Raw genomic sequence first — 21,412 nt, 5'->3', positions numbered from 1 at the left:
CCACCACATGGGACGGCGGGGGACGCGGAGAGTCGATCCGGTTAAGATGTCAGACGCGTATGAAGTGGCCGACCTCATTCCATTTGCCGTTAACCCGGGTCGCCCGCGCCAAGCTGGCCGCGGCGGTGATGCTGCTGGTTGTCCCGGCGCTGGGGCTGTACGGCGGGTACTTCCTGGAGAAGGAAGGGCTCGCCCCGACGCTGCTCGGCCGACAGCGGGGCGACACGGCCGGGTCGAAGCTCATGGGGCCGCCGGTCCGCAACCAACTCGACCCTGCGTACGCTGATGCCGACGGCGACCTGGTCGCCGACGCCCCGTTGGACGAGCGGCTTCTGCGCAGCCCGACGAAGCTGATCATGGTGGTGCCTCTGCTGTCGCCGATGGAGGATTTTTCACAGCGTTGGACGCCGCTGGTCGACCACCTGTCCAAGGCGGCCGGCAAGCCGGTGTCGCTGGAGGTTGCCGCCGCCGACGAGAACGGCCGACTGCTGTCGCTGCGCAAGGGCGACGTGCACCTGGCGGTGGTTGGGGCGGGCGCGGTTCCCCTGGCGGTGAACGCCGCCGGGTTCGTGCCCGTGGGCATGTTTCCCGCCGACGACGGCAGCGGCTTTACGCGGATGGTCCTCGTCGTGCCGTCGAGCTCCGCCGTGATGTCGCCTTCGGAACTCCGCGGAGCGGAGATGCTGTTTGTCGATCCCAGCAGCAACACGGGTTTTAAAGCCGCGGCGGTGGCGCTTCGCGACGACTTCGGTCTGCGGCCGGGGCGCGACTTTACCTGGTCGTTCTCCGGAAGCCCCCAGGCTTCCATCGCCGCGATCAAGGAACGACGTGCGCCGGCGGCGGCGATCGCCGAGAGTGCCCTTTCAGAGGAACTGGCCGCCCGCCGTGTTGACGAATCCGACTACCGCGTCATCTACCGGTCGGAGCGATACCCGTCGGCGGCGATCGGAATCGCCCACGACCTTAACCCTTTGCTGGCGGAGAAACTGAGGCGGGCGCTGCTGTCGTTCAACTGGAGCCGGACCTCTCTCGAAGCGATCCTTGGTGCCAACCACACCCGATTCGTGCCGGTGAACTATCGTGCCGATTGGTGGATGGTCCGGCGGATCGACGATGCCACCGGAACGAGCCACACGCTCGGCGTGCGGTAGCGCTTGGCAATCCCTCCGGACGGAGTAGCGGCAGGCGGCGGACTTTCATGCAATTGACATTCAATACCGCGATCGCCCCGCAATGGGACCTTACCCGGGTTCCCTCGATGGCCCGCGCCATGGGCTACGCCGCCGTCGAGGTGCATCTGCCCAACGCCGCTGAAGCCGACCCGGCGGCGGGATCGATCGTGGCCGATCGTGATCTGGTGGGCTTGGTCTTTGCGCAGGCCGAGGTGCAACTGGCGGGACTGGCGGCCGGCATCCGGTTCTGCGACAGCGCACACGACCCCGCCCCCGACGCGATCAGGCGCATGATCGAACTGGCCCGGCGGCTGCGATGCCCGCGACTGCGCGTGCTCGATGCCGAAGCACAGCCCGGTCGCAGCCGCACCGACGCCGTCCTGCGCCTGGCCGATAAGTTGCTTCCCCTCGCCGACCGCGCCGCCGACGCCGGCGTGCAGTTGCTGATCCAGAACGCCATCACCTGTCGGACGGCGTCGTCGATGTGGCGGCTGCTCGAGCAGGTGGGTCATCCGGCGTTGGCATGTGCGTGGGACCCGCTGGCCTCAGTCGCCGCCGGCGAAGACCCGATGGTGCCAATCCCTGTCCTGAACAGCCGCATACAACTCGTTGTGCTTCGCGACGCGACGCTGAGCAGTCATGCGCGCGCCAAAGGCGTGGATGAAAGATCGTCGTGGCGACAAGCGAACGCCGAACGCTGGCCGCGGACGTCGCGAGACGTCGTCTCGCTGTGCCGGCCCGGCGACGGCGAACTGGATCTGCGTCGGTCCATCGACCGCCTTTCGGGCATCGGCTTCGCCGGGCCCGTCGTGGTCAGCTATCCCCCGGAGCTGCCGCCGGAAGTCGGCCCGGCTGAGGCACTGCTCGGTCAGGCAGCGGAAACCTGGAAGGCCTGGACGGCGAAGGTCGGGTGAAAGACTTGATGTGTCGCATGAAGCGGCGACGCTGTCAGTCCACCACTGCGCCCGACACCATCTCCAGTACGCGTCGCAGACCGTTGTCGCCGCCGAGGCTGCCTTCGTGGAACGGCGACGCCGGGATCGGCTGCCAGTTGTCGCGCGAGCCGTCGTACTTGAACGGCTGCGGCAGGCCGGTTAGGGCGGGGTCGTACTGATTGTCCTTGCCGCCGAGTTTGTAGATCACCAGGTCCAGCGAGGGCACGATGATCAGCCCGAAACCGCCGGCACCGGATTTGTAGAACGCGTCCTTCTGTGCCCCGGCGACATGGCCGTCGGCGTTGTGCTCGAACTGCAGGCTGAAGGGGGAATGTGGGTTGAACTTCGAAGGCTTGTTACACAGTGCAAGATATTCCGGCGGAACAAGCTGCTTGTCCTTCCACCGCCCGCCGCGAACCAGGCAATAGCCGAAGCGGACTGCATCGGTCGCGTGCAGCGCAGTGCTGCCGGCGCCGTTGGCGTGAGGCATCTTGAAGTCGCCGCGCTGCAGGCAGTAGCCCCACGGCCCCCAGCCAATCGGCTTGGCTAGCCGTTCGTTGATGTAGTCCTGCAGTTCCATGCCCGTTACCCGGCGAAGTACGATCGAGGCAATATGCGGCGCCGGCGACGAATACGAATACCCCGCGCCGGGATCGGTCCAAAGTGGCACGCGCAGGGAAGACTTGTCGAGGTCGCGGATGTCCTGTCCCTTGGCCGGCTTCATCGGGCTGGCCTTGCCCATGACCACGCCCGTCGGCGACTGCCCTTCGCCGTTGTAGCCGGCGGTCATGCAGAGCAACTGGCCGAGCGTGATGTTCGCCTTGCGCGGGTCATCCAGCGGGAACGCCTCGGGCAGGTATTTCTCGGTGAAGACCTTGGTATCAAGTCCATCGGGAATCTTGTCCTTGAACTCCTTGAGCATGATTCCGCAGGCGATGCTCGTGAACGCCTTGCCGGTCGAGGCCATGTCGGGGTTGGCGTTGCGATGGGCGCGGCCGAAGTACTTTTCGTAGACGAGGTATCCGTGCCGGACGACGACGAGCCCGCCGTTGGGGGTCGAGCGCTCGGTCAGTGCGTAGGCCTGATCGAGGCGGACGAGGTCCATGCCGGCGATTTTGCGGATATCCGCCGCGTCGGAGAGCGTCCGCCAGCCGCCTTCGGAATCGGGTGGCGGGAAGTAGTCATCGGCGGCGAAGGCGGGCGTGGCGAGCAGGACGAAAAGTACGACCGTGAGCAGGCGACGAATGGTGCGGATCGATTCCATGGCGCGCATTACGCCGGGGCGGATTCACTGTTGAGCAAAAAGAAACGAGCCACGAATCTCACGAACAAGACACGAAAGAATGGGCAAGTTTGCGCACCACTCCTTCGTGTGTCATTCGTGAGATTCGTGGCCGGCCTGCCGAGTTCAACCGAAATCCACATCCGCCACGCGATGCTTCGTCTTGGCCGTGATGTAGATCTCGGCCAGTGGCGAGCGGCCTTCCCAGGTTTGCCAGACGATCAGCCGCTGGCGGTCGCTCGACACGGCGGCGACGAGGTCGGCCGAGCCGGCGATCGAACGCAGGGCGCGATGGCTGCTGACGTACTCGGTGACCAGCGGGTCGTCTCCGCCGATGCATTGCACTGCGCCTTCATCGCCGGCGAGCAGCAGCCGACGGCTGCCGAGCCAGGGCAGACTGCCGGCGGCGCGGACGCGCATTGGGCGGTGCCGCGTGCCGACGATCTGCCGGGTGGGCCCGTCGAAGGCGGCGATCGCGCCGTCTTCGTGGACTACGTGGAACGTCCGGCCGTCGGGCACGATCGCGACGACTTCGGAAGATGACGCCGACGCGATCTCATTCGCCTCGTCGCCGTCAACGATCCAGAGGCGACCGCCGACGCTCATGAGCAGGCGGCGGTCGTCGATCGCTTCGAGGTTTCGCGGGCCGGCCTGGCGGGTCGGCACAGCGATGCTCGTGTTCGGCAGCGGCGGCGGACCGCCGACGGCGCTGGCACCTGGAGGCGGTACGCCGAACCGCTGCGGGCGGATGACACTCGTCGGCTTGGTGCTGCCGGGGCTCCAACGCACCAGGCCCGCTTCGCCGTGACAGCCGGCGAAGCCGCGCTCATGGCTGTGGTACAGCACCCGGCTGAAGCCCATCGCCGACTGGACGCCGCCGTCACTGTAGACGTCGGGGTTGGCGGGGTTTTCGGGGTCAAACAGGAAGAATCCGTCGCGGGCACCGACCAGAAGCCGGCGTTGCCCGTCGATGCGCGTGGACTGCACCGACCGAAGCGGGCCGAGGGTCGGCGGCAGCGGGAACAGCTCGGTGGTCGCGGCACCGCCGGCCCTGGCATCGACCTTCACTAGGTACTCGCCGCTGACCGCCCAGAGCGACTGCGGCCCGGCCTGCTTCGCGGACGCCAGCAGCAGCGTCTGCAGCGTACTGCCCTGATCGATCGGGCTGAGTTGGCCGAGGATGGCGCTGGGGGAAAGATCGGGCGTTTTGGCGCGGATCTCTTCGAACCGCTTGAGCAGGTCGGCAGCGCGGTTGAAGTGCTCGACCCGGCCGGCGGCTTCCTGCTCGGCCAGGGTTCGCTGCAGGTCGTTGAGGCGCTTCTGCTCGAAGCTGCCGCTTTCAAGATCAAGCTGGAAGGGGGCGATCAGCTCGATGCCGGCGGCGAAAGCCGCCCGCTCGCCGGCTCGGCGGAGGGTGGTCGCCAGCAGTTCCTTGTCGTCGGCGAGCCAGGCTTCGACGCCCTTGTCCTTCGCGGTCGCGACAGCGGCTTCGCGGAGGGTGGCCTGCATGTACCGCATCACGTCGTCGGTGGTGACATTCAGCCGAGACCCCATCAGGACTTCCTGGAGCATCTGTTTTTCGGCCGGGTCGTCCACGGCCCGCACGCCACAGGAGTACCGGCACCGCAGCGAGTGTCCGTCGGCGGCGCGAAGGTCATCGAGCGACCACTGCACGCGCAGCGGCAGCGACTGCAATTGCAGTCCACGCTGATCGCGACGAGCCAGTTCGTTGGCGGATAAGTACATGGCGTAATCCCTCGCAGCGGGCGGACCATCCCGCCCGCTTACCCAAGATGATACACCGGGCGGGGATCGTGCTGCATATAAAACGAAGGCTCAACAAGAACGGGCCGAAAACGATCGCCCCGCCCTATGACGGCAGGGTTTGCGAGCGAGTAGACGGCAAAGTCATTCCGGCAGCGGCTTGCCGCGGGTCTCCGGGGCGAACCAGATGACAACCATCCCGACTACATAGATCAGCGAGATCGCCGCGCCCATCTTGGCGTAGTCGCCCCACAGCAGCATGAGCTGGCCACCCATCAGCGCGCCGGCGGCGGCGAAGATGCGTCCGAAGTTGAACGCGATGCCCTGCGCTGTCGCCCGGACGCGCGTGGGGAAGAGTTCCGGCAGGTAGAGCGGCAACCAGCCGTAGAACGCCGCCGAGGTTCCACCGGCCAGAAAGGCCATCGCCATGAATGCCCCGTCGTACCGGTCGAACGCGCGGAACATGAAGGCGCAGACCACAAGCGACGCCAGGCACAGCAGGAAGTACGCCGGTCGACGGCCGAGCTTCGCGCCGATCAGCGGGGCGATCAGGCAGCCGATGATCGCGCCGACGGCCATCAGCATGCCGCAGACGGCTTTGGCGCGGGGGTTCGAGGACCACTTGTCGATCGTGAGTGACACCGTTCGGACGATGCCGTCCTGCGACACCTGCGCGGTGATGGTGTCGCCGAGCTTCTTTTGCTTCGCCTGAATCGCCTCGTAGATCGCCATCTCCGTCTTGATCGCCTGTCCTTCAACAGACTGAACGATCGTGCCGGCGGTGATGCCGGCCGACTCGGCCAGCGACTTGGGCGAGACCTTGGTGACTAGCAGTCCCGACGCATCGGCCTTGCCTTCGACGCCGATCCGCACGCTGTGCTCGGCGGGCAGGTTGTCCACCCACGCCGGGATCTTCTGCACCGCGCCCCATGTTCCCAGCAGGGCGACCGAGGCGAACACGATCGCCAGCCACATGCTCCTGGCGGTCTTGCCGGTGAAAGCTTCCTTCAGCGGAGCGGTGGGCCCGTGCTTCTGGCTTTCCTGCCACTTTTCGCTTTCGGGGACGAAGAGCCGGACGAAGAACGTCAGCAGCGCCGGCGCCGCACCGGCGAGCATGATGAACCGCCAGTTGTTCTCACTGACGGGGAAGACAAAGCAGATGAACGAGATGAGCAGGAAGCCGACGTTCGACGCCGCCCCGATCACGCCCGCCAGCAGCGGGCGGTGTTTGGCGGGCCAGACTTCCATCACCAGCGCCACGCCGAGCGACCATTCCCCGCCCATGCCGATCGCGGCGATGAAACGCAGCGCGCCCATCTGCCAGGGAGCCTGGGCGAAGTAACAGAATCCCGTGAACAGCGAATAGACCAGGATCGACAACGACATCGCACGCACCCGGCCGATCTTGTCGCCCAGGTATCCGAACACCAGGCCGCCGAGCGCCGCGCCAGAGAGGAACAGCGCATCGACCACGTTGTGCCAGAAACCGATGTCACCCTCGGCAGCGCCGGGCAGAAGGTCGCGCAGCGACGGCCGGGCGACCTGGGGGTAGATGCCCATCTCCAGCCCGTCGAACATCCAGCCGAGGAACGCGGCGAGCAGCACCATCATCGCGCCCTTGCTGGATGTCGCCGGCGGTGCGTGCTCGATGGGTTTCAACGCGGCTTCGGTGACGGAGCTCGGTTCGGTCTGGGACATCTATTCGGCCTCGTTGGGATGTAGCGATCAGGCGTCGCGCCTGCGGGTGTAGTCGGAAGAGACTACTCGCGATGAAACGGGATGTGAACTAGCGAAGGTCATTCGACCGCATCTCTGCCACGGCAGGTGTGATCGTGACGCTTATGCCGGCCTGGGATGGGGGATAGCTCGTCCGAATGGCGCCCAGTCCTGCCGGGCGCCATTTGGCGTGATACAATTGCTCCAATGCCGCTCTCCAGCAAGTTTACGCTCGCCAATCTCCGTGCCGCTCGTACGGAAGGGACCAAGGTCCCGATGCTTACCTGCTACGACTACACCACCGCCAGGCTGATGCAGCAGGCGGGGGTGCCGGCGCTGCTGGTGGGGGATTCGGCGGCTAACGTCATCCTCGGGCACCCGACGACCCTTCCGGTGCCGCTTTCGTTCATGATCGAAATCGCGGCCGCCGTTCGACGCGGGGCACCAGCCGCGTTCGTCGTCGCCGATATGCCTTTCGGAAGCTATGCCGGTTCGTTAGGAACGGCGGTGAGGCACGTCTGTCAGATGGCCAGCCGCAGTGGCTGCGACGCGGTCAAACTGGAAGTCACGGTCGGCCACAGCAAGCTCGTGCGGTCGCTGGCCGATGCCGGCGTCGCGGTGATGGCTCACCTGGGCCTTCGCCCGCAGAGTGTCGCCACTCTCGGTGGCTACAAGGCCCAGGGCCGCACGGCCAGGCAGGCAGACGAGATCGTCGCAACGGCCCGCGCCATGGAGCAGGCCGGCGCGGTCGCGATTCTGCTCGAAGCCGTTCCGAACGAAGTCAGTGCCGCGATCGTCGAGCAGACGTCGCTGCCGGTGATCGGCTGCGGCGCCGGGCCGAGCTGTCACGGGTTTGTCTTCGTGACCCATGATGCGGTCGGACTGACCGACCATACGCCGAGGTTCGCCCCGAAACTGGGCGACCTGGCAACACCGGCGATCGAGTGCTATCGCCGGTACGTACAACAGGTAAGCGAGGGCCGATACCCCTCCGCCGAGCACGGCTACGAGATGCCAGCGGCGGAGCGAGCGGAATTCGGCAAGCCATTCTGATTCACAGCAGGAGTGTCTGGAAATGTCTCGTCTCAAAAAGCCATTTGCGTTCATCGTGGTTGCGGGCGTTTCGGCGGCGGCGGCGCTGGTCGGCAACGCCTTGTTGAAGGACGCCCAGTACGCCCGGGCCCGCGACGCCATTGAGAGCACGCGTTCGGAGTTGAGCGGTGCCGATGCCGGCCAGCTGTCCAACATCTTCCGCAAGGTCGGCAAGGTGATGGAGCCCTCGGTGGTCAACATCATCGTTCACAGGGCCGCCAAGACCGGCCCGCGGGCGCTACCCTTCGACAACGACGCCCTCCGCAAGTTCTTCCCCGACCGCGACGGCGACGGCCAGCCCGATCTGCCCGAAGGCTTCGGCGACGGCGGCGGGTTCGACGACGTCCCCCGCGACAGCATGGGCACCGGCTCCGGCGTCATCATGCATGTCGATGGTGGCAGCGGGTTCATCCTTACCAACAACCATGTCGCCGGCGGCGCGACGGAGATGACCATCACCCTCGCCGACGGGCGCCAGATCAAAAACGGCAAGCTCCTCGGCACCGACGCCAAGACCGACCTGGCCGTCATCGAGATCAAGGAACCTCGGCTCATCCCCGCCAAGTGGGGTGACAGCGACGTCATGGAGCGCGGCGACTTTGTGATGGCCTTCGGGAGCCCGTTCGGCTACGTCGGGTCGATGACCCACGGCATCGTCAGTGCCCTCAACCGCCAGGCCGGCATCCTCGCCGACCGTCAGGGGTACGAGAGCTTCATCCAGGTCGATTGCCCCATCAACCCCGGCAATTCCGGCGGCCCGCTGACCAACCTCAAAGGGGAAGTCGTCGGCATTAATACCGCGATCGCGAGCCGAACCGGCAGCTTCTCGGGCATCGGCTTCGCCATCCCCTCGAACCAGGCCAAGTACGTTTTCGAACAGCTCAAGGGCAAGGGCAAGGTGGTTCGCGGCTGGCTGGGCGTCAGTATTTCGGATGTCGCCCGTGATCTGCCCAAGGCGCAGAGCTTCGGCTTCAAAGGCGACAAGGGAGTGCTGGTCGAACAGACCTTCGCCAACACGCCCGCCAACGGCAAGCTCAAGCCCGGGGACATTGTCACCGAGCTCGATGGCAAGCCCGTCAGCGACGTGCAGGAACTGCGGAACAAGGTCGCCGCGATCGCTCCCAATGCGACCGTCAAGATGCGCGTCTACCGCAACGGCGAGTTCACCAGCGTCGACCTGACGATCGGCGAGCAGCCGGACGATCTGATGGCCGTCGCGACCAAGCAGTCGGACCTGTCGCCGCGAGCGGAGGAGGCAAAGTCCCCGGCAAAGCTGGGCCTGCGATTTGCCAATCCCAACGACCCCACGCTCGAGCGATTCGGCCTCAGCGGCAAGAACGGCGCGGTCGTGGTGCAGGTCGCCCCGCAGTCACCGTCGGCCAAGGCGGGCATCCGCGTCGGTGACGTCATCACCCAGGTCGGCGAGACCGAAGTGAAGAACGGCGTCGAAGCCGCCGCCGCGCTCAGCAAGCAGGACCTCAGCAAGGGCGTGCGGCTGTACGTGACCAGCGCCGGCGGCGGGCGGTTCGTTTTTATCGAAGTCGACGGCAAGTAACGCTCGACCGCAATCGCGATATCAACTTAAAGACGCCTGCTGCGAATTGCTTTGCGGCCGGCGTCTTTCTTTTCTGCACTGCGACTCACCCTCACGCCGACTTGCGCCGGCCGAAGATCTTGCGGATGCCGGGCAACTGCTCGGCCCAATCGTGCTTCAGGCTGCGGCAGTGGTAGACCCCGCCCGGCGGAATGTTCAGCGGGACCAGGTCAAAGATCACATCTTGGAACAGCCGATGGTACATCGGCTTGTACACCCAGGGCATCACCGTGAGCTGGCTGATCCACGCCGACGACGCCCGACGCCCGAGCGTTTCGAACACCGCCTGGTTGACGGCGGCCGGCAGGCTCGGCGTGGGCAGGCCGTTGAGCACCAGGTCGAGGTTGCCGACGCCCAGGCGATCGAGTTCGGCATCCAGGTGACGTACGTCGCCGCGGACAACCTCGGCCCGCGGGCACCGGACCGCCAGGTGGTCGGCGAAGCCGGCGTCGATCTCGATCGCGATCAACCTGCTCTGCGGGTGCATCTTACGGCAGGCGGCGGCGGTGATCGCGCCGGTTCCGGCACCCAGTTCCAGAATCGTCTGCGGCCGGTCCGACGACACATGCCGACAGGTCGCCGCGGCAAGCCATCGGCTCGACGGCGCGATGCTCGCAACCTGTTTGAAGTCGGCCAGAAAGCGGAACAAAAACGGCGGCGCGGGTTTGATCTGAACCGCAGGCTCGATCTGAATGCCGCGCGAGGTTTCGATGTCAGGCGTAGTCGTACCGTGCATCGTCAGTCACGTCCCTTCGGCTGCGAACGAAGAAGTCGCCGGCCCGATCCGTCGGGACGCGGCACCGCTTTGACGCTCTAATTAGCACAAGCCGAAGGCACTCAGCACGACATCACTGAAAAGACACCAACCCCTAAAGCAGTCTTCAACTGCGGTACTTGGGAAACCCACTTTCGCCTGCCCCGGTCGCCCGATCAACCCCTCAATACCCGTAACCAAACCCGCCGTTCCGGTCGTACTGCGTGGGCGTGCGGTAGAGGTAATACGCGTAGTCCAGCGCGTAGCTGCCGTTCACCATCGTCGCACGCAGATACGCCTCGCTCGTGAGCCTGGCGATCCGGGCATCGTCGAGGTTACGGCGGGCCAGCAGGATGTCGGGATTAATCCTGAGCGATTCCTCAAACCCCTGCCGCATCTCCGACACGCGCGCCCCGGCTTGCACGAGCCGATCCTGCGCTTCCTTAACCGAAGGCTCGTTCGCGAGCGCCGTGGCCTCGATCGCACGCATCTCGGTGGCGTAGCTCATCTTGAGGCTCGCCATCGCGACGACCTCCTCGTGGCTCAGGCTGCGGTGGATGCGCCCGTCGAGCAGCTTCTCGCCCAGATCCTCACGCAACGCCAGCAGACGCTGGTACTTCTGGTCGCTCTCGAGCGAGCTTAGCGCCTTGGTGCGGGCGTTCGAGAGGGCCGCGAACGCGTCCTGCTCTTCCTTGATGGACTGCTTGTACTGGGGTGCGTTATCGAAGAACCGCTGGGCCGCGCGATAGGCCTGATTCAGTTCGCTTTCGGCCTGGCGGAACAGGGCGCGGGCGGTGGCGGCGCGGGCGGTCGCGTTGACGTAGCTGTTCATCTCCGCCGACGGATAGATCCCCGACACCGACCCGCCGCCCCCGTAAGGGCTGTACACGCCGGGCATCTGGTACGGGCGAAGGGCCGGGTTCATCGCCGGCTGGGCGAACACACCGCCGGGAAAGCCGTTCGGCTGGACCGCGTTAGCCGGCGGGACATTGGGCTGCGGTGCTGGCTGGGCCGCGGGCATGACCGGCTGTGCCGGCTGCACAGGTGCAGGCTGAAACGGTGCAGGCTGCATCTGGGCCGGCTGAACTTGCGCCTGGGGAATCACCTGCTGCGGTGCCGCCGGTACCGGCTGCGCAGGGGCCTGCCGATACCACTCGGTGCCACCCGGAGTCGATACCACTTGTGGTGCCACCTGGGCCGAGGCCCGCCCCGACGTCAAGGTTATCGCCGTCAGCGCGACCACTGCAGCCGAACCCAGCCGGCGTGCAACGCCACCATGCCTCCGATGCAACAACACCATGTGTGTCTCCTGATGACGCGCGATACACAACTGCGGAAAGCCCGGTTCCCGCGGCGCGGACCACAGCCCCTAGGCCAATAATAACCGATGGGACCGTTCAAACGCTACGAAATATTACGCGGCGCACCGCCGCCCGCAGCCACCTCCCGCCGACACAGCAAACTGCTAACCCGGGCGTTGCCAGTCACCACGGAGGACACTGAGAACACGGAGAAATCGCAGAGAAACCCCAGCCATATCGCATCTGTGTGGATGGCGCAACCCGCAAGACCAATAACTTTCCGCCTCACTCATAAGTCTTTTCTCAGTCGTCATCTCCGTAAACTGCGTGTTCTCCGTGGTGAATCTTCTGGACGGACCTGTTCGTCCCACCGATTCTGCCCATTGACCCTTCCCGCCGCGACCGTTATCCCGCGTTAGCCGATAGAGTAACAACGCCGTGCTGCGCTCCCGCTCCCCGGGACCGCGCCCCGGCGACGCATAAGGAGTTGCCCTCATGAACGTGCTGGTCGCCGGCGGTGCCGGATACATTGGTTCGCATACCGTCAAACGCCTCAAGGAAGCCGGTCACAACCCGGTCATCTACGACAACGTCGGCCGCGGCCACCGCGAGGTCATCGACATCCTCAAGGTGCCCGCCGTCATCGCCGACCTCAACGACCGGCCCAAGCTCCTGGCCGCGCTGCGCGATCATAAGATCGACACCGTCATGCACTTCGCGGCGTATGCCTACGTCGGCGAAAGCGTCGACCAGCCGCTGATGTACTACCAGAACAACGTCGCGACCACGGTCAACGTGCTCGACACCATGAAGGAAGCCGGCGTCAGCCGGTTCGTCTTCTCCAGCACCTGCGCCACCTACGGCGACCCCGATTCCATCCCCATCACCGAAGACGAAAAGCAGCTTCCCGTCAGCCCATACGGCCGCAGCAAGCTGATGGTCGAACACGTCCTCAAAGACCTCCAGGTCGGCTGGAAGGATTTCAAGTTCGCCGCCCTCCGCTACTTCAATGCCTGCGGCTGCGCCACCGACGGCACCATCGGCGAAGACCACGACCCCGAGACCCACCTGATCCCCGTCATCCTCCAGGCGATCCTGGGCGTGAAGCCGGGCATCACCGTCTTCGGCACCGATTACCCGACCAAAGACGGCACCAACGTCCGCGACTACATCCACGTCGACGACCTGGCCGACGCCCACATCCTGGCGATGGAAAAGCTCGACACGCTCAAGACCGTCTTCTGCAACCTCGGCACCGGCAACGGTTTCTCGGTGAAGGAGATCATCGCGACGGCCGAGAAGGTGACCGGCAAAAAGGTCCCGGTAACCTTCGGCCCCCGCCGGGCCGGCGACGCCATCGCGCTGTACGCCAACCCCAAGCGGGCCAAGGATCTGCTGGGCTGGGAAGCAAAGCATAAGAACCCCGAGTCGATCATTCAGTCCGCGTGGAACTGGTTCAAAGACCACCCGCGCGGATATGGGAAGTAGGGCGACGGTTGAATGTCGGGCGTCGGGCAAGTGTGGGGGTTCGCGGCATAGACGTCCCCTCCCGCCAAACGAACCCAGCGCCACTCCGCCAAACGAACCTGAGGCGATCCGCCCGATGGGCTGTCCGTGACAAGGCTTTCCAAGCCGTGAAAGGTGCGCCACACACCAGAAACCGCCCGTCCTCCAACATCCACTTTGCCAAACGAACCCACGGCAACGTCGCCAAACGAACCCAAGAACCTCCTTCCGAGCGACCCCGTCAGTGACACGCACCTTCCAAGCCGTGCGAGGTGCGTCACGCACCAGAAGACGTCAATCCTCAGTCCCCACGATTTGGCCGAACGAACCCGAGATCGCGCCCAGACCCGGGGCGTCGCGAGTACGCTGCGCCAACGGCTAGTTCGCCGAACGAACCCAAGGCGACCTCCTGACAGCTGTCCGTGACACAGCTTTCCAAGCCGTGCAAGGTGCGTCACACACCAGAAGCCGCGAATCCTCCAACCGCCCATCCTCAATCACGTCACCCGAAACCGCACGACCGTTCAAGCGCCGCGCACTGAGTGAGCGGACGTCAACGCAAAGTCGCGCCGTTCCCGCTTACTTCGTGCGCGGCTCTTTGTGCCGAACGAACCCGAGGCGGTCATTCTCCGGGCCGAAAGTCCGGGCAAAAGGACGCCGCCACACCGCAAGCCCAACTCTGCGATCGCGAGTCGACCCGAAAGCCAGACGGATCACACCCACCAGCCTCCAAGGCACGAGCGCAGCGCCAGTCACGACCTTGACAGCGCACTTATTGTACGTATAATGTTCGGTATGACAACAAAAATCCGCGGCCGGCATTCCGCCAGCCGCGGTGTTTGTCGACAGCATGCCTGTCGACACGATGACATCACCCGCCCGCAGGTGTAGACTGCCGCCCGCGGAGCGAGGTCTATGAACGAATGTCAGGTGGCAGGGTGCGGGCAACGGGTGACCAAAGCAGGGTACGCTTTTTGTCTCGATCACTGGAAAGCCGAGCGCAACGGCCAGTTGGTCCGTTGCGCCGCGTGCGGGCACTGGCGTCCGGTCGGCCAAGCCGCGTGCAACACTTGCCGCCAGCCGTCGCCCCCGAGAACGTCCCCGGGACCGCCCCCAGGAGCACCCCCGGGACCGTCGAGTTCAAGCTCGGCTCCGGCGTCTGCATCGCGCGCCCCTTCCAACCCCCCGGGACCGCCGAGCTCAAGCTCGGCCCTCCGTTCGACTTCCACCGCCGACACCCCCGAGCCCGCCGAAGACCAGGCACCCGCCGGCATGCTCTCGTCCACCCGGCTAGGCCGGCACTTCAACCTGTCGAGCGTCAAGATGAACCTGATCCTCGCCGAGCTGGGCTGGGTCGAGAAATACGTCAAAGGGTGGGTGCCGACGGACGCCGGCAACGCGCTGGGCGCGAACGTCCGCGAGATGCGCAACGGCACGCCCTACGTCGTCTGGCCGGAATCGATCCTGGCGAACAAGGCGCTCGGTTCGAGCGTGGGCGAGCAGACCGGCGGCGGGGCCGCATTGACAGCGGAAGTGGCGACCGCCCCGGAACCCGAAGCCGCCTGCAAGCCCGAGCCCCCGTCGGCCGACGCGGCCCGCGAGGCGGACCCTGCAAAACGCGCCACCGCCAACGGCAAAGCCGCCCCAACCCGGGCCGGCGCGGCCCCGCTTGCGACGCCCGTCGCGTCAACAGACGCCTCGGCCGATTTCCGCACCCGCTTCCCGGCGACGTTCCGCACGCAGGACGGGCACATGGTGCGCAGCCGGGCGGAGGTGCTGATCGACAACTGGCTCTACATGCAGGGCCTGGTACACGCGTACGAACGCCGACTGCCGATCGAGGAGGAGTGCTACTGCGACTTCTACCTCCCCGGCGGCCACGGGACCGGCGGCAAAGGCGTGTACATCGAGTTCTGGGGAAGAGAATCGGACCCCGCCTACCGAGCCCGCAAGGCAAAGAAGCAGGCGATCTACGCGAAGCACGGGATGAGGCTCATCGAGCTCGGGGACGCGGAGATCGAGCGGTTGGATGATGTGTTGCCGAGGATGTTGTTGCGGTTTGGGATTGAGAGTGTGTGAGCCCATTCGCGTGGGTTGTGCCGGTAACGACGAGGTTGCAACTCGAATGGATGGAACGACGCGAAAACTGTGGTCTTTCGGGTATCGGCGCACTGCGTACCATCGGGACGGTGCGTCGCAGAAGCATGGCAGCGTGCGGTGTGTCAGTCACTGCGATTGGCGACAATACGCCACAATGATGACACAGGGCTACCCACGTTGTAGACTACCTATATATAGGGCAATAGTCGGGAGGATTAAGCAGGCTGCGGCGGCGGGTAGAAGCGAAAGTGGGAGACGCTATGTCGAACCAAGGGGTGACGTCGGACTGGCATGTGTTCGTAGACGGACAACAGTGGGGACCGTACACCGAAAATGAAAGGTTCATCTCCCAACTCCGGGGAACGCCTGGCGGATCTTGAGGAAGAAATAGGCGTCGTCACGATACCCGTAGGCCATCCGCTTGATCACCTTGATCTTGTTGTTGATCCCCTCCAGCACGCTAGTGTTCAACGGGAATCGGCAGTGACTCAGGATCCCCGGCAAGTATCCCTTGAGCTTCCCGGCGAACCGCTTCAGCGGATCGATCCGGCTGCGGATCGCTCTGCCGTACCACTCATCCCAGAACTGCTTCGCGTAGCCCACGTGCCGGTAGAACCACAGCTCTTTCAGGTCGTCCTTCAGCACATAGACCGCCGCCAGCTTGCGGTTGGCCTTGAGCAGTTCCGCCAGCCGGATCCGGTCCTGCTCCTTCTCGATGTTGTCGGCGTTTCGCAGCAGCAGCCAGCGTGAGCCCTTAATCACCTTCCGCGCCGGCTTGTCGTCTTTCACCTTGTTCGCCTCGTCCACGCGGACCCGGTCCACCACCTCACGCCCGTACTTGGCGACGACGTGGAACAGGTCGTACACCACCTCGGCGTTGGGACAGTGTTCCCGCACCTCCAGGTCGTACGCGGCGTTCATGTCCATCGCCACCGCCACGATCCGTTTGCAACGCTCGGGGCCGAGCAGTTCGAAGAACGGCCGGACCTCCTCCCGGCTGCGGCCGCGGCCCACCCAAAGCACGCGTTTGCAGTTCGGATCGATCACGACCGTCGCATAGCGATGACCCTTCTGGATCGCGAACTCGTCCATCGCCAGCTTCGTCACGCCGTCGAGGTCGACCGGTCCGAGCGTACGCGTGAGCCAGGCCTTGTCGATCTTCTTGACCGTCTTCCAGTTCAGCCCGAAGTAGTCGGCGACATGCTTGATCGGCAGCACCCGGCAGAGCTGCGCGACGCTGCGGGCCATGCGGGTGGTCACGCGGGCGTAGGGCTCCAGCCAGTCGAGCTTCTCGACCTTCGGCCCGCAGTCCGGACAGGCGACGCGAACGCGATGCACCAGCAGCCGGGTCATGGCGTCGAAAATCGGCAGATCGTCGACCCAGCGTTCAGCGGTATCATGAATCGAGCGACAGGTCTTGCCGCAGCCGGAGCAGACGCGGGGGTGGTCGCGGACGGGATGGAGTTCCAGGTGAACTTCCGGAAGGGTCGGTCCGTGCTGGCCGGGTTCGACGCGTCCGACGGTCCCGAGCGTATAGCCTTTCCAGCCGCCGAGGAGGGCGGTAAGTTCTTCGATCGACAACGGCAGCCTCCTGCGTCTTGAAGCCTGGTAACTCCAAGATACGCAGCGGCTGCCGTTGCTCTATTCCTATCCTTCACTCCCCGCAGATGGGAGAAGAACCAAATGAAATCCGTGTGTTTGTGGCTAACGGTCAGGTTTCGACAGCCGCCGCAGTGTTTGGCCCGGGATTCCAAGATTGGCTACCAATAACGCAGGTATTCGGGTATCCCGCCCCCGTTCCACAGTACCAACCTGTTTATTCACCGCCACCGGCGCAAACGACTGTAGAACGGCGACAAGAAGCTGGTAGCTGGCTGGTCAGAGTCCGCGCGAAAAACTCGCGTGGTGACCGCAAGAGGAACATTCGTGACTTCACAATTCGCGTATACGACGAAGCCGGCTCGGAGCACGTGATTCGATTTACGAATGCCGCCTGGCACGACTTTGAGATGAGATCTGGCGATTGGCTTCGCGTATCTCAAAAGAACGGAAAGGTCGTTCGTGTCGCCAATCAGACCACCGGCGAGGTGTACTCGGTAACACCGCCGGGGTGCCTGCAGATGGTGATCCTTTTGGTAGCGATTCCCGTGTTAGCGATCCTGATGTTCTGAAGCGCTCAGGCAAAGGTGCCTACCTCGAATCCGCGGGCTGAGAATCCGACCCCCGTACCGACCTCGTAATTCGAAGATGCAGGCGATCGACGCCAAGCACGGGATGAGGCTCATCGAGCCTGCGGAAGCGGAGATCGATTGGTTGGATAATGCGTTGCGCGAGTTGTTGTTTCGGTTCGAGATTGAGAGTGTGTGATACCGGAGCACTCTCCGACCAGAGTATCTGTTGTGATTTCTGATTTGAGATAAATCCATTAAACGGAGAGCACATGACACCAAAGGTTTTCCTTTCTTACAGCTGGTCGTCACCTGGACATCAAGCCACCGTGAAGGAATGGGCAGATCGCCTAATAGCGGATGGTGTTGATGTTGTACTTGATATTTACGACTTTAAGGAGGGACAGGACAAGTTTGCCTTCATGGAGAAGATGGTTGCTGACGCTACAATAAGCCATGTACTACTTCTTTCCGACAGAGCTTACGCAGAGAAAGCGAACTCACGAAAATCCGGAGTCGGGACCGAGTCCCAAATAATTTCTAAGGAAGTGTATGAGAAAGTTGACCAGTCAAAATTCCTTCCAGTTGTGTGCGAGAAGGATCCAAGCGGTGAGCCGTGCCTTCCTACCTTTGTAAGCTCTCGTAAGTGGATTGACTTCTCGACACCTGAGGCCGTAAACGAGAACTGGGAGCAGCTTGTTCGGGTTTTATATGGAAAGCCATTCTATGTTAAGCCCGCAATTGGGAAGGTGCCGGCATATCTGACTGAGACCGAAGCGCCTTCTAGCCCGGCAATTGCCAAATTTCATAATTTTAGGCAGGCTATTCTGCATGCCAAACCGGGATTAAAGCTATACCGGCAAGACTTTCTAGATTCATGTATGGAATATGCTGATTCATTGCGCGTCAGGAAAGCGCCCCAAGGCGACCTGGCGCAACTAATTCTGGCGGATTGCGGAAAACTTCGGTCGGTGCGCAATCATATTGTTGATTGGGTCTTGCTGGAAGCGGGCAGTTCCCCATCTGGGGACTTTTCCGAGTCGCTTCTGCTTTGTCTCGAAAGGTTGCGCGCATTGAAGTCGCGGCCGAGTGAGCTCCGATCATATAACGAACACTGGTTTGAAGCTCACTCGATATTTGTCTACGAGACGTTTCTATACATTGTCGCCGCACTGATTAAGGCACAATCATTTGAAGTTCTCCACGACGTATTCGCCAGTCATTATCTTCGCCCACTCGACGAGCAACATGGAGCTGCGCAGTTTGACAACTTTGACGTCTTTTATGGTTATTCTAAGATGCTTGACAGCGTTCTTGCGGAGCCGGGTACAAAGCTTCGAAGCCCTGCTGCAGAGTTGATTAGGCGACAGGCCGATCGTGGAGACTTACCGTTTGATAGGATCATGGAGGCCGAATTGGTCGTTCTTCTCATGACGTTTATTAAGCCTGAAGTCCGATGGTGGCCGCAGACTCTAATATACTCGTCTTACAGCCGAGGGCATACTTTTTTTATTCGAGCAGCGCAGCACAAAAATTTTCAGAAGCTTGCAACTATTACTGGAATTGCGGACGTCGAAAAGCTTCGTAATGCCGTAGAGGCGGGGAGGGAGAGATCAAAGATCGAAAATAGCGATACATTCTTCTTTGCACGCCTGTCTATTTCGGAAGCGTTGAATATCGCGAAGTGGGATACGTTGAAATGAGCGCGGCCCTAGAGGGCGTGATGTCCCTCGACCCGGGTGTGTTTCCCGGCCCCAAGTTGGTAGTAGTCACCAAACCTGATCAACGATGCCCAATCCTGCAGGCGGACGGACTGCTGCGGCCTCAGACGCTTGGCCATGAAGCACCAACTCCGGGGTCAAGGTGGACGTCGCGGAGAAAGCGGGAAGCCCGCCTTGCGGGCGGCGGTGGTTTTGACGTCGTCGGCGGTGGTCGTCCGCCTGCGGACGCGCGGGTCGTCCAGCTCGACCGCCAGCAGCGGCTGGAGCGTGCCCTTGGTGCAGACGACGTAGTCGAAGTGCTTGTCGCCGAGGACGTCCTGCCAGAAGAAGAGCCGGCGTTTGGTCCCCTCCTCCGGTACGCCGGGGGAGGGTTAGGGTGGGGGTTGCAGGCGTTGGTATTACTTTGCAACACAGGGGAGATTCGATCGACGGAACCCCCACCCTTGCCCTCCCCCGGCGTACCGGAGGAGGGGACCAGAGCGCCCGCCTGAGGATGTCGGCGAAGCGCTGCTCGGGCTCGCTCCATAGCGAACGGGCAACGCGGGCTCTCGGGCAGGTGGTGTGATCGATCCCCTTGGTCGGCATGGGGCTACTTTAGCGGCTGCGATGTGGTGGGCCAAACGCCGGATTGCCTTGCCGGAGAGAAGTCCACGGGTGTCCACGCTCACGGCACTTCGCGCCCGGGAATGCCGAGCTCGCCGTCGTTCGGTTGCGATCCCGCTCAAGCCGGCAGGAATGCCGGCGTCGCGGGATCGCGGCAGACAGGAATGTCTGCCCCACCGGAGAAACCGCCGGGCGAATGGCATGGCACCCGATGACCGACGCCGGATGCCTGATCCTCCGACACTTGGCTTCTGGTGCCGCGTGGCGGGTATAAGTGGGTGGCAGGTTGCCCGATGGAGTTGCGACGCTGGAGCTGCGACACGAATGGACCCATCCACCGAGCCAGGTTCGCCGCCGCCGCCCACTTTGCTCGGGTACGAGTCGTCCGGCCGGGTGCCGGCGAAGCTGACCGCCCGCGTGATCTTCTGGGCGGTGCCGGCGGTGATTGTGTTTGCGTTTGGCGTGTTACTGCTGCTGAATCCCTACTTCGAAATCGAATCGTCTCTGGGACTGGGGGTTGTGGGAACGCCGGTCATGCCACTGGACGTGGACCAGTCGGACGAGGCGTTGCACCAGCAAATGGGCATCCGAACCGCCGGCTACCTGGTGGTGCTGCTGCTGGCGCAGTGGTTCTTTCTCTTTCCCCGGGGACGGCTGACGCTGCACACCCACGGGCAGGGCCGGTCGGCGGTGATCTCCGGCGCGGCCGCCGGGCTGGCCGGCACGCTGCTGACGGTGGGCGTGCTGGCGATGCTGCTCGACCTGGCCGGCGTCTGGCAGCCGTTGATACTGTTCGACAGCGCGCGCTCGCCGCAGCCGTCCGACATCGGCACGGCAACGCGCTGGGGACTCATCATCGGCGGGATGGGCGTCTGCTGGGGCATCTGGGGTTTTGTCTTCTACCGGTTCATGCGCGATCGCGATCACCGGACGGCCGTCGGCCGGGTGACGCGCTGGCTGCTGGCGGGGACGATCCTGGAACTGCTGATCGCCGGCCCGGCCCATGTCTGGGCGGCCAATCGGGCGCAGAACGACCACTACGACTGCTACTGTGCCCGGGGTTCTTACACGGCGTTGGTCTTCGGGTGCACGGTGCTGGTCTGGCTGTTCGGCCCGGGGATCTTCCTGCTGGTGGTTCGCGAGCGCAGACGCCGTGAGGCGCTGATTCGTGACGCGTAGCGGTGCGGCCGAAAGAGGGTTCACCCGGCGGCGGTGGGCAATCTGACTCGAGACGAGACGGGTGGGATGTCGGAAGATTCGTGGGTGCCATGCCCACGCCGCTGATGGCATCCTCGAACGTCCGCACGGATTTCCCGCGTGGGCATGTCTTCGGCATTCATCGCGCGACGCGCGACATGCCCACGCGGGAGGCCAGGACTGCCGCCCGCATGTCGATCGGTTGCGTGGGCATGGCACCCGGCACCAACAGGCCTGAAAGGCCGGGATATCGAACGGTGTATCGCGGCCCTTCAGGCCTGGAGCGCGTGGGGGCCAGTTGTCCCAGGGCGTTGCTCTGGGCTATAGAACGACGGCCCGTTGGGCCTGCTCACCCGGCCGTCGATCGCCATTCTCGGTGGTCGGCGCGGCCTGCAAGTCCGATGAATCGCTCGAGTAGCTCATCGTTCTCTTCCCCGTCTTTGATTCAGTGAACGCCGTGGCCTGCTCCGACGACAGAAGTGATGAACGCCAAGACGCCGAGATTCC

Annotated in this window: 16 protein-coding genes; 9 read left to right on the top strand and 7 right to left on the bottom strand. The window is 63.8% G+C overall.

Annotated features, from left to right (window positions below):
- The first annotated feature begins 59 nt into the window (after window positions 1-59).
- On the top strand, window positions 60-1,151 hold the full coding sequence (locus IPV69_RS11020; protein ID WP_206295160.1) for a PhnD/SsuA/transferrin family substrate-binding protein: 1,092 nt from the start codon (window positions 60-62) through the stop codon (window positions 1,149-1,151).
- A 47-nt stretch (window positions 1,152-1,198) separates the two neighbouring features.
- Window positions 1,199-2,086 (top strand): sugar phosphate isomerase/epimerase family protein, encoded by an 888-nt coding sequence (locus IPV69_RS11015; RefSeq protein WP_206295159.1) that lies wholly within the window; start codon window positions 1,199-1,201, stop codon window positions 2,084-2,086.
- Between the two features lie 34 nt (window positions 2,087-2,120).
- Here the strand turns inward: IPV69_RS11015 and IPV69_RS11010 are convergent, their stop codons facing one another.
- The 3 genes from IPV69_RS11010 to IPV69_RS11000 all read right to left on the bottom strand — a co-directional run bounded on the left by IPV69_RS11010 (window position 2,121) and on the right by IPV69_RS11000 (window position 6,851).
- Window positions 2,121-3,371 carry a serine hydrolase domain-containing protein gene (locus IPV69_RS11010; RefSeq protein ID WP_206295158.1) on the bottom strand — a complete coding sequence of 417 codons (1,251 nt, stop codon included), beginning with the start codon at window positions 3,369-3,371 and terminating at the stop codon, window positions 2,121-2,123.
- Window positions 3,372-3,515: 144 nt separating this feature from the next.
- Window positions 3,516-5,135: a YncE family protein gene (locus IPV69_RS11005; protein WP_206295157.1), complete on the bottom strand. Its 1,620-nt coding sequence runs from the start codon at window positions 5,133-5,135 to the stop codon at window positions 3,516-3,518.
- Between the two features lie 162 nt (window positions 5,136-5,297).
- Window positions 5,298-6,851, bottom strand: a complete 1,554-nt coding sequence (locus IPV69_RS11000) for an MFS transporter (protein WP_206295156.1) — start codon at window positions 6,849-6,851, stop codon at window positions 5,298-5,300.
- 225 nt (window positions 6,852-7,076) lie between these two features.
- On the opposite strand from IPV69_RS11000, the gene panB reads away from it, so the two are divergent.
- Window positions 7,077-7,922: a 3-methyl-2-oxobutanoate hydroxymethyltransferase gene (gene panB, locus IPV69_RS10995; protein ID WP_206295155.1), complete on the top strand. Its 846-nt coding sequence runs from the start codon at window positions 7,077-7,079 to the stop codon at window positions 7,920-7,922.
- Window positions 7,923-7,944: 22 nt separating this feature from the next.
- Window positions 7,945-9,516 (top strand): trypsin-like peptidase domain-containing protein, encoded by a 1,572-nt coding sequence (locus tag IPV69_RS10990; RefSeq protein WP_206295154.1) that lies wholly within the window; start codon window positions 7,945-7,947, stop codon window positions 9,514-9,516.
- A 91-nt stretch (window positions 9,517-9,607) separates the two neighbouring features.
- Here IPV69_RS10990 and IPV69_RS10985 read toward each other — a convergent pair whose 3' ends face one another.
- Together IPV69_RS10985 and IPV69_RS10980 are read right to left on the bottom strand one after the other, a co-directional pair.
- Entirely contained in the window at window positions 9,608-10,291 is a 684-nt protein-coding gene (locus IPV69_RS10985; RefSeq protein ID WP_206295153.1) for a class I SAM-dependent methyltransferase, read from the bottom strand.
- A 202-nt stretch (window positions 10,292-10,493) separates the two neighbouring features.
- Entirely contained in the window at window positions 10,494-11,609 is a 1,116-nt protein-coding gene (locus IPV69_RS10980) for a hypothetical protein (RefSeq protein ID WP_206295152.1), read from the bottom strand.
- A 496-nt stretch (window positions 11,610-12,105) separates the two neighbouring features.
- Between IPV69_RS10980 and galE the strand changes: the two genes are divergently transcribed.
- Window positions 12,106-13,098 (top strand): UDP-glucose 4-epimerase GalE, encoded by a 993-nt coding sequence (galE, locus tag IPV69_RS10975; RefSeq protein ID WP_206295151.1) that lies wholly within the window; start codon window positions 12,106-12,108, stop codon window positions 13,096-13,098.
- 1,290 nt (window positions 13,099-14,388) lie between these two features.
- Window positions 14,389-15,195 (top strand): hypothetical protein, encoded by an 807-nt coding sequence (locus IPV69_RS10970; protein ID WP_206295150.1) that lies wholly within the window; start codon window positions 14,389-14,391, stop codon window positions 15,193-15,195.
- Between the two features lie 363 nt (window positions 15,196-15,558).
- Here the strand turns inward: IPV69_RS10970 and IPV69_RS10965 are convergent, their stop codons facing one another.
- Window positions 15,559-16,797 carry an ISL3 family transposase gene (locus IPV69_RS10965; protein WP_206290508.1) on the bottom strand — a complete coding sequence of 413 codons (1,239 nt, stop codon included), beginning with the start codon at window positions 16,795-16,797 and terminating at the stop codon, window positions 15,559-15,561.
- An 86-nt stretch (window positions 16,798-16,883) separates the two neighbouring features.
- Here IPV69_RS10965 and IPV69_RS10960 point away from each other — a divergent pair, with 86 nt between their 5' ends.
- Both IPV69_RS10960 and IPV69_RS10955 read left to right on the top strand, forming a co-directional pair.
- Window positions 16,884-17,387 (top strand): hypothetical protein, encoded by a 504-nt coding sequence (locus IPV69_RS10960; protein ID WP_206295149.1) that lies wholly within the window; start codon window positions 16,884-16,886, stop codon window positions 17,385-17,387.
- 269 nt (window positions 17,388-17,656) lie between these two features.
- Window positions 17,657-19,087: an SEFIR domain-containing protein gene (locus tag IPV69_RS10955; RefSeq protein ID WP_206295148.1), complete on the top strand. Its 1,431-nt coding sequence runs from the start codon at window positions 17,657-17,659 to the stop codon at window positions 19,085-19,087.
- A gap of 155 nt (window positions 19,088-19,242) precedes the next feature.
- Here IPV69_RS10955 and IPV69_RS27925 read toward each other — a convergent pair whose 3' ends face one another.
- Window positions 19,243-19,359, bottom strand: coding sequence for a hypothetical protein (locus IPV69_RS27925; RefSeq protein ID WP_390884407.1), 117 nt, complete (start codon window positions 19,357-19,359; stop codon window positions 19,243-19,245).
- A gap of 673 nt (window positions 19,360-20,032) precedes the next feature.
- Between IPV69_RS27925 and IPV69_RS10945 the strand changes: the two genes are divergently transcribed.
- Window positions 20,033-20,887, top strand: a complete 855-nt coding sequence (locus IPV69_RS10945; RefSeq protein WP_206295147.1) for a hypothetical protein — start codon at window positions 20,033-20,035, stop codon at window positions 20,885-20,887.
- Window positions 20,888-21,412: the final 525 nt, after the last annotated feature.

Origin of the sequence: Humisphaera borealis (assembly GCF_015169395.1) — a bacterium.
Taxonomy (GTDB): domain Bacteria; phylum Planctomycetota; class Phycisphaerae; order Tepidisphaerales; family Tepidisphaeraceae; genus Humisphaera; species Humisphaera borealis.
This window is presented reverse-complemented; position numbering and strand designations above follow the sequence as displayed.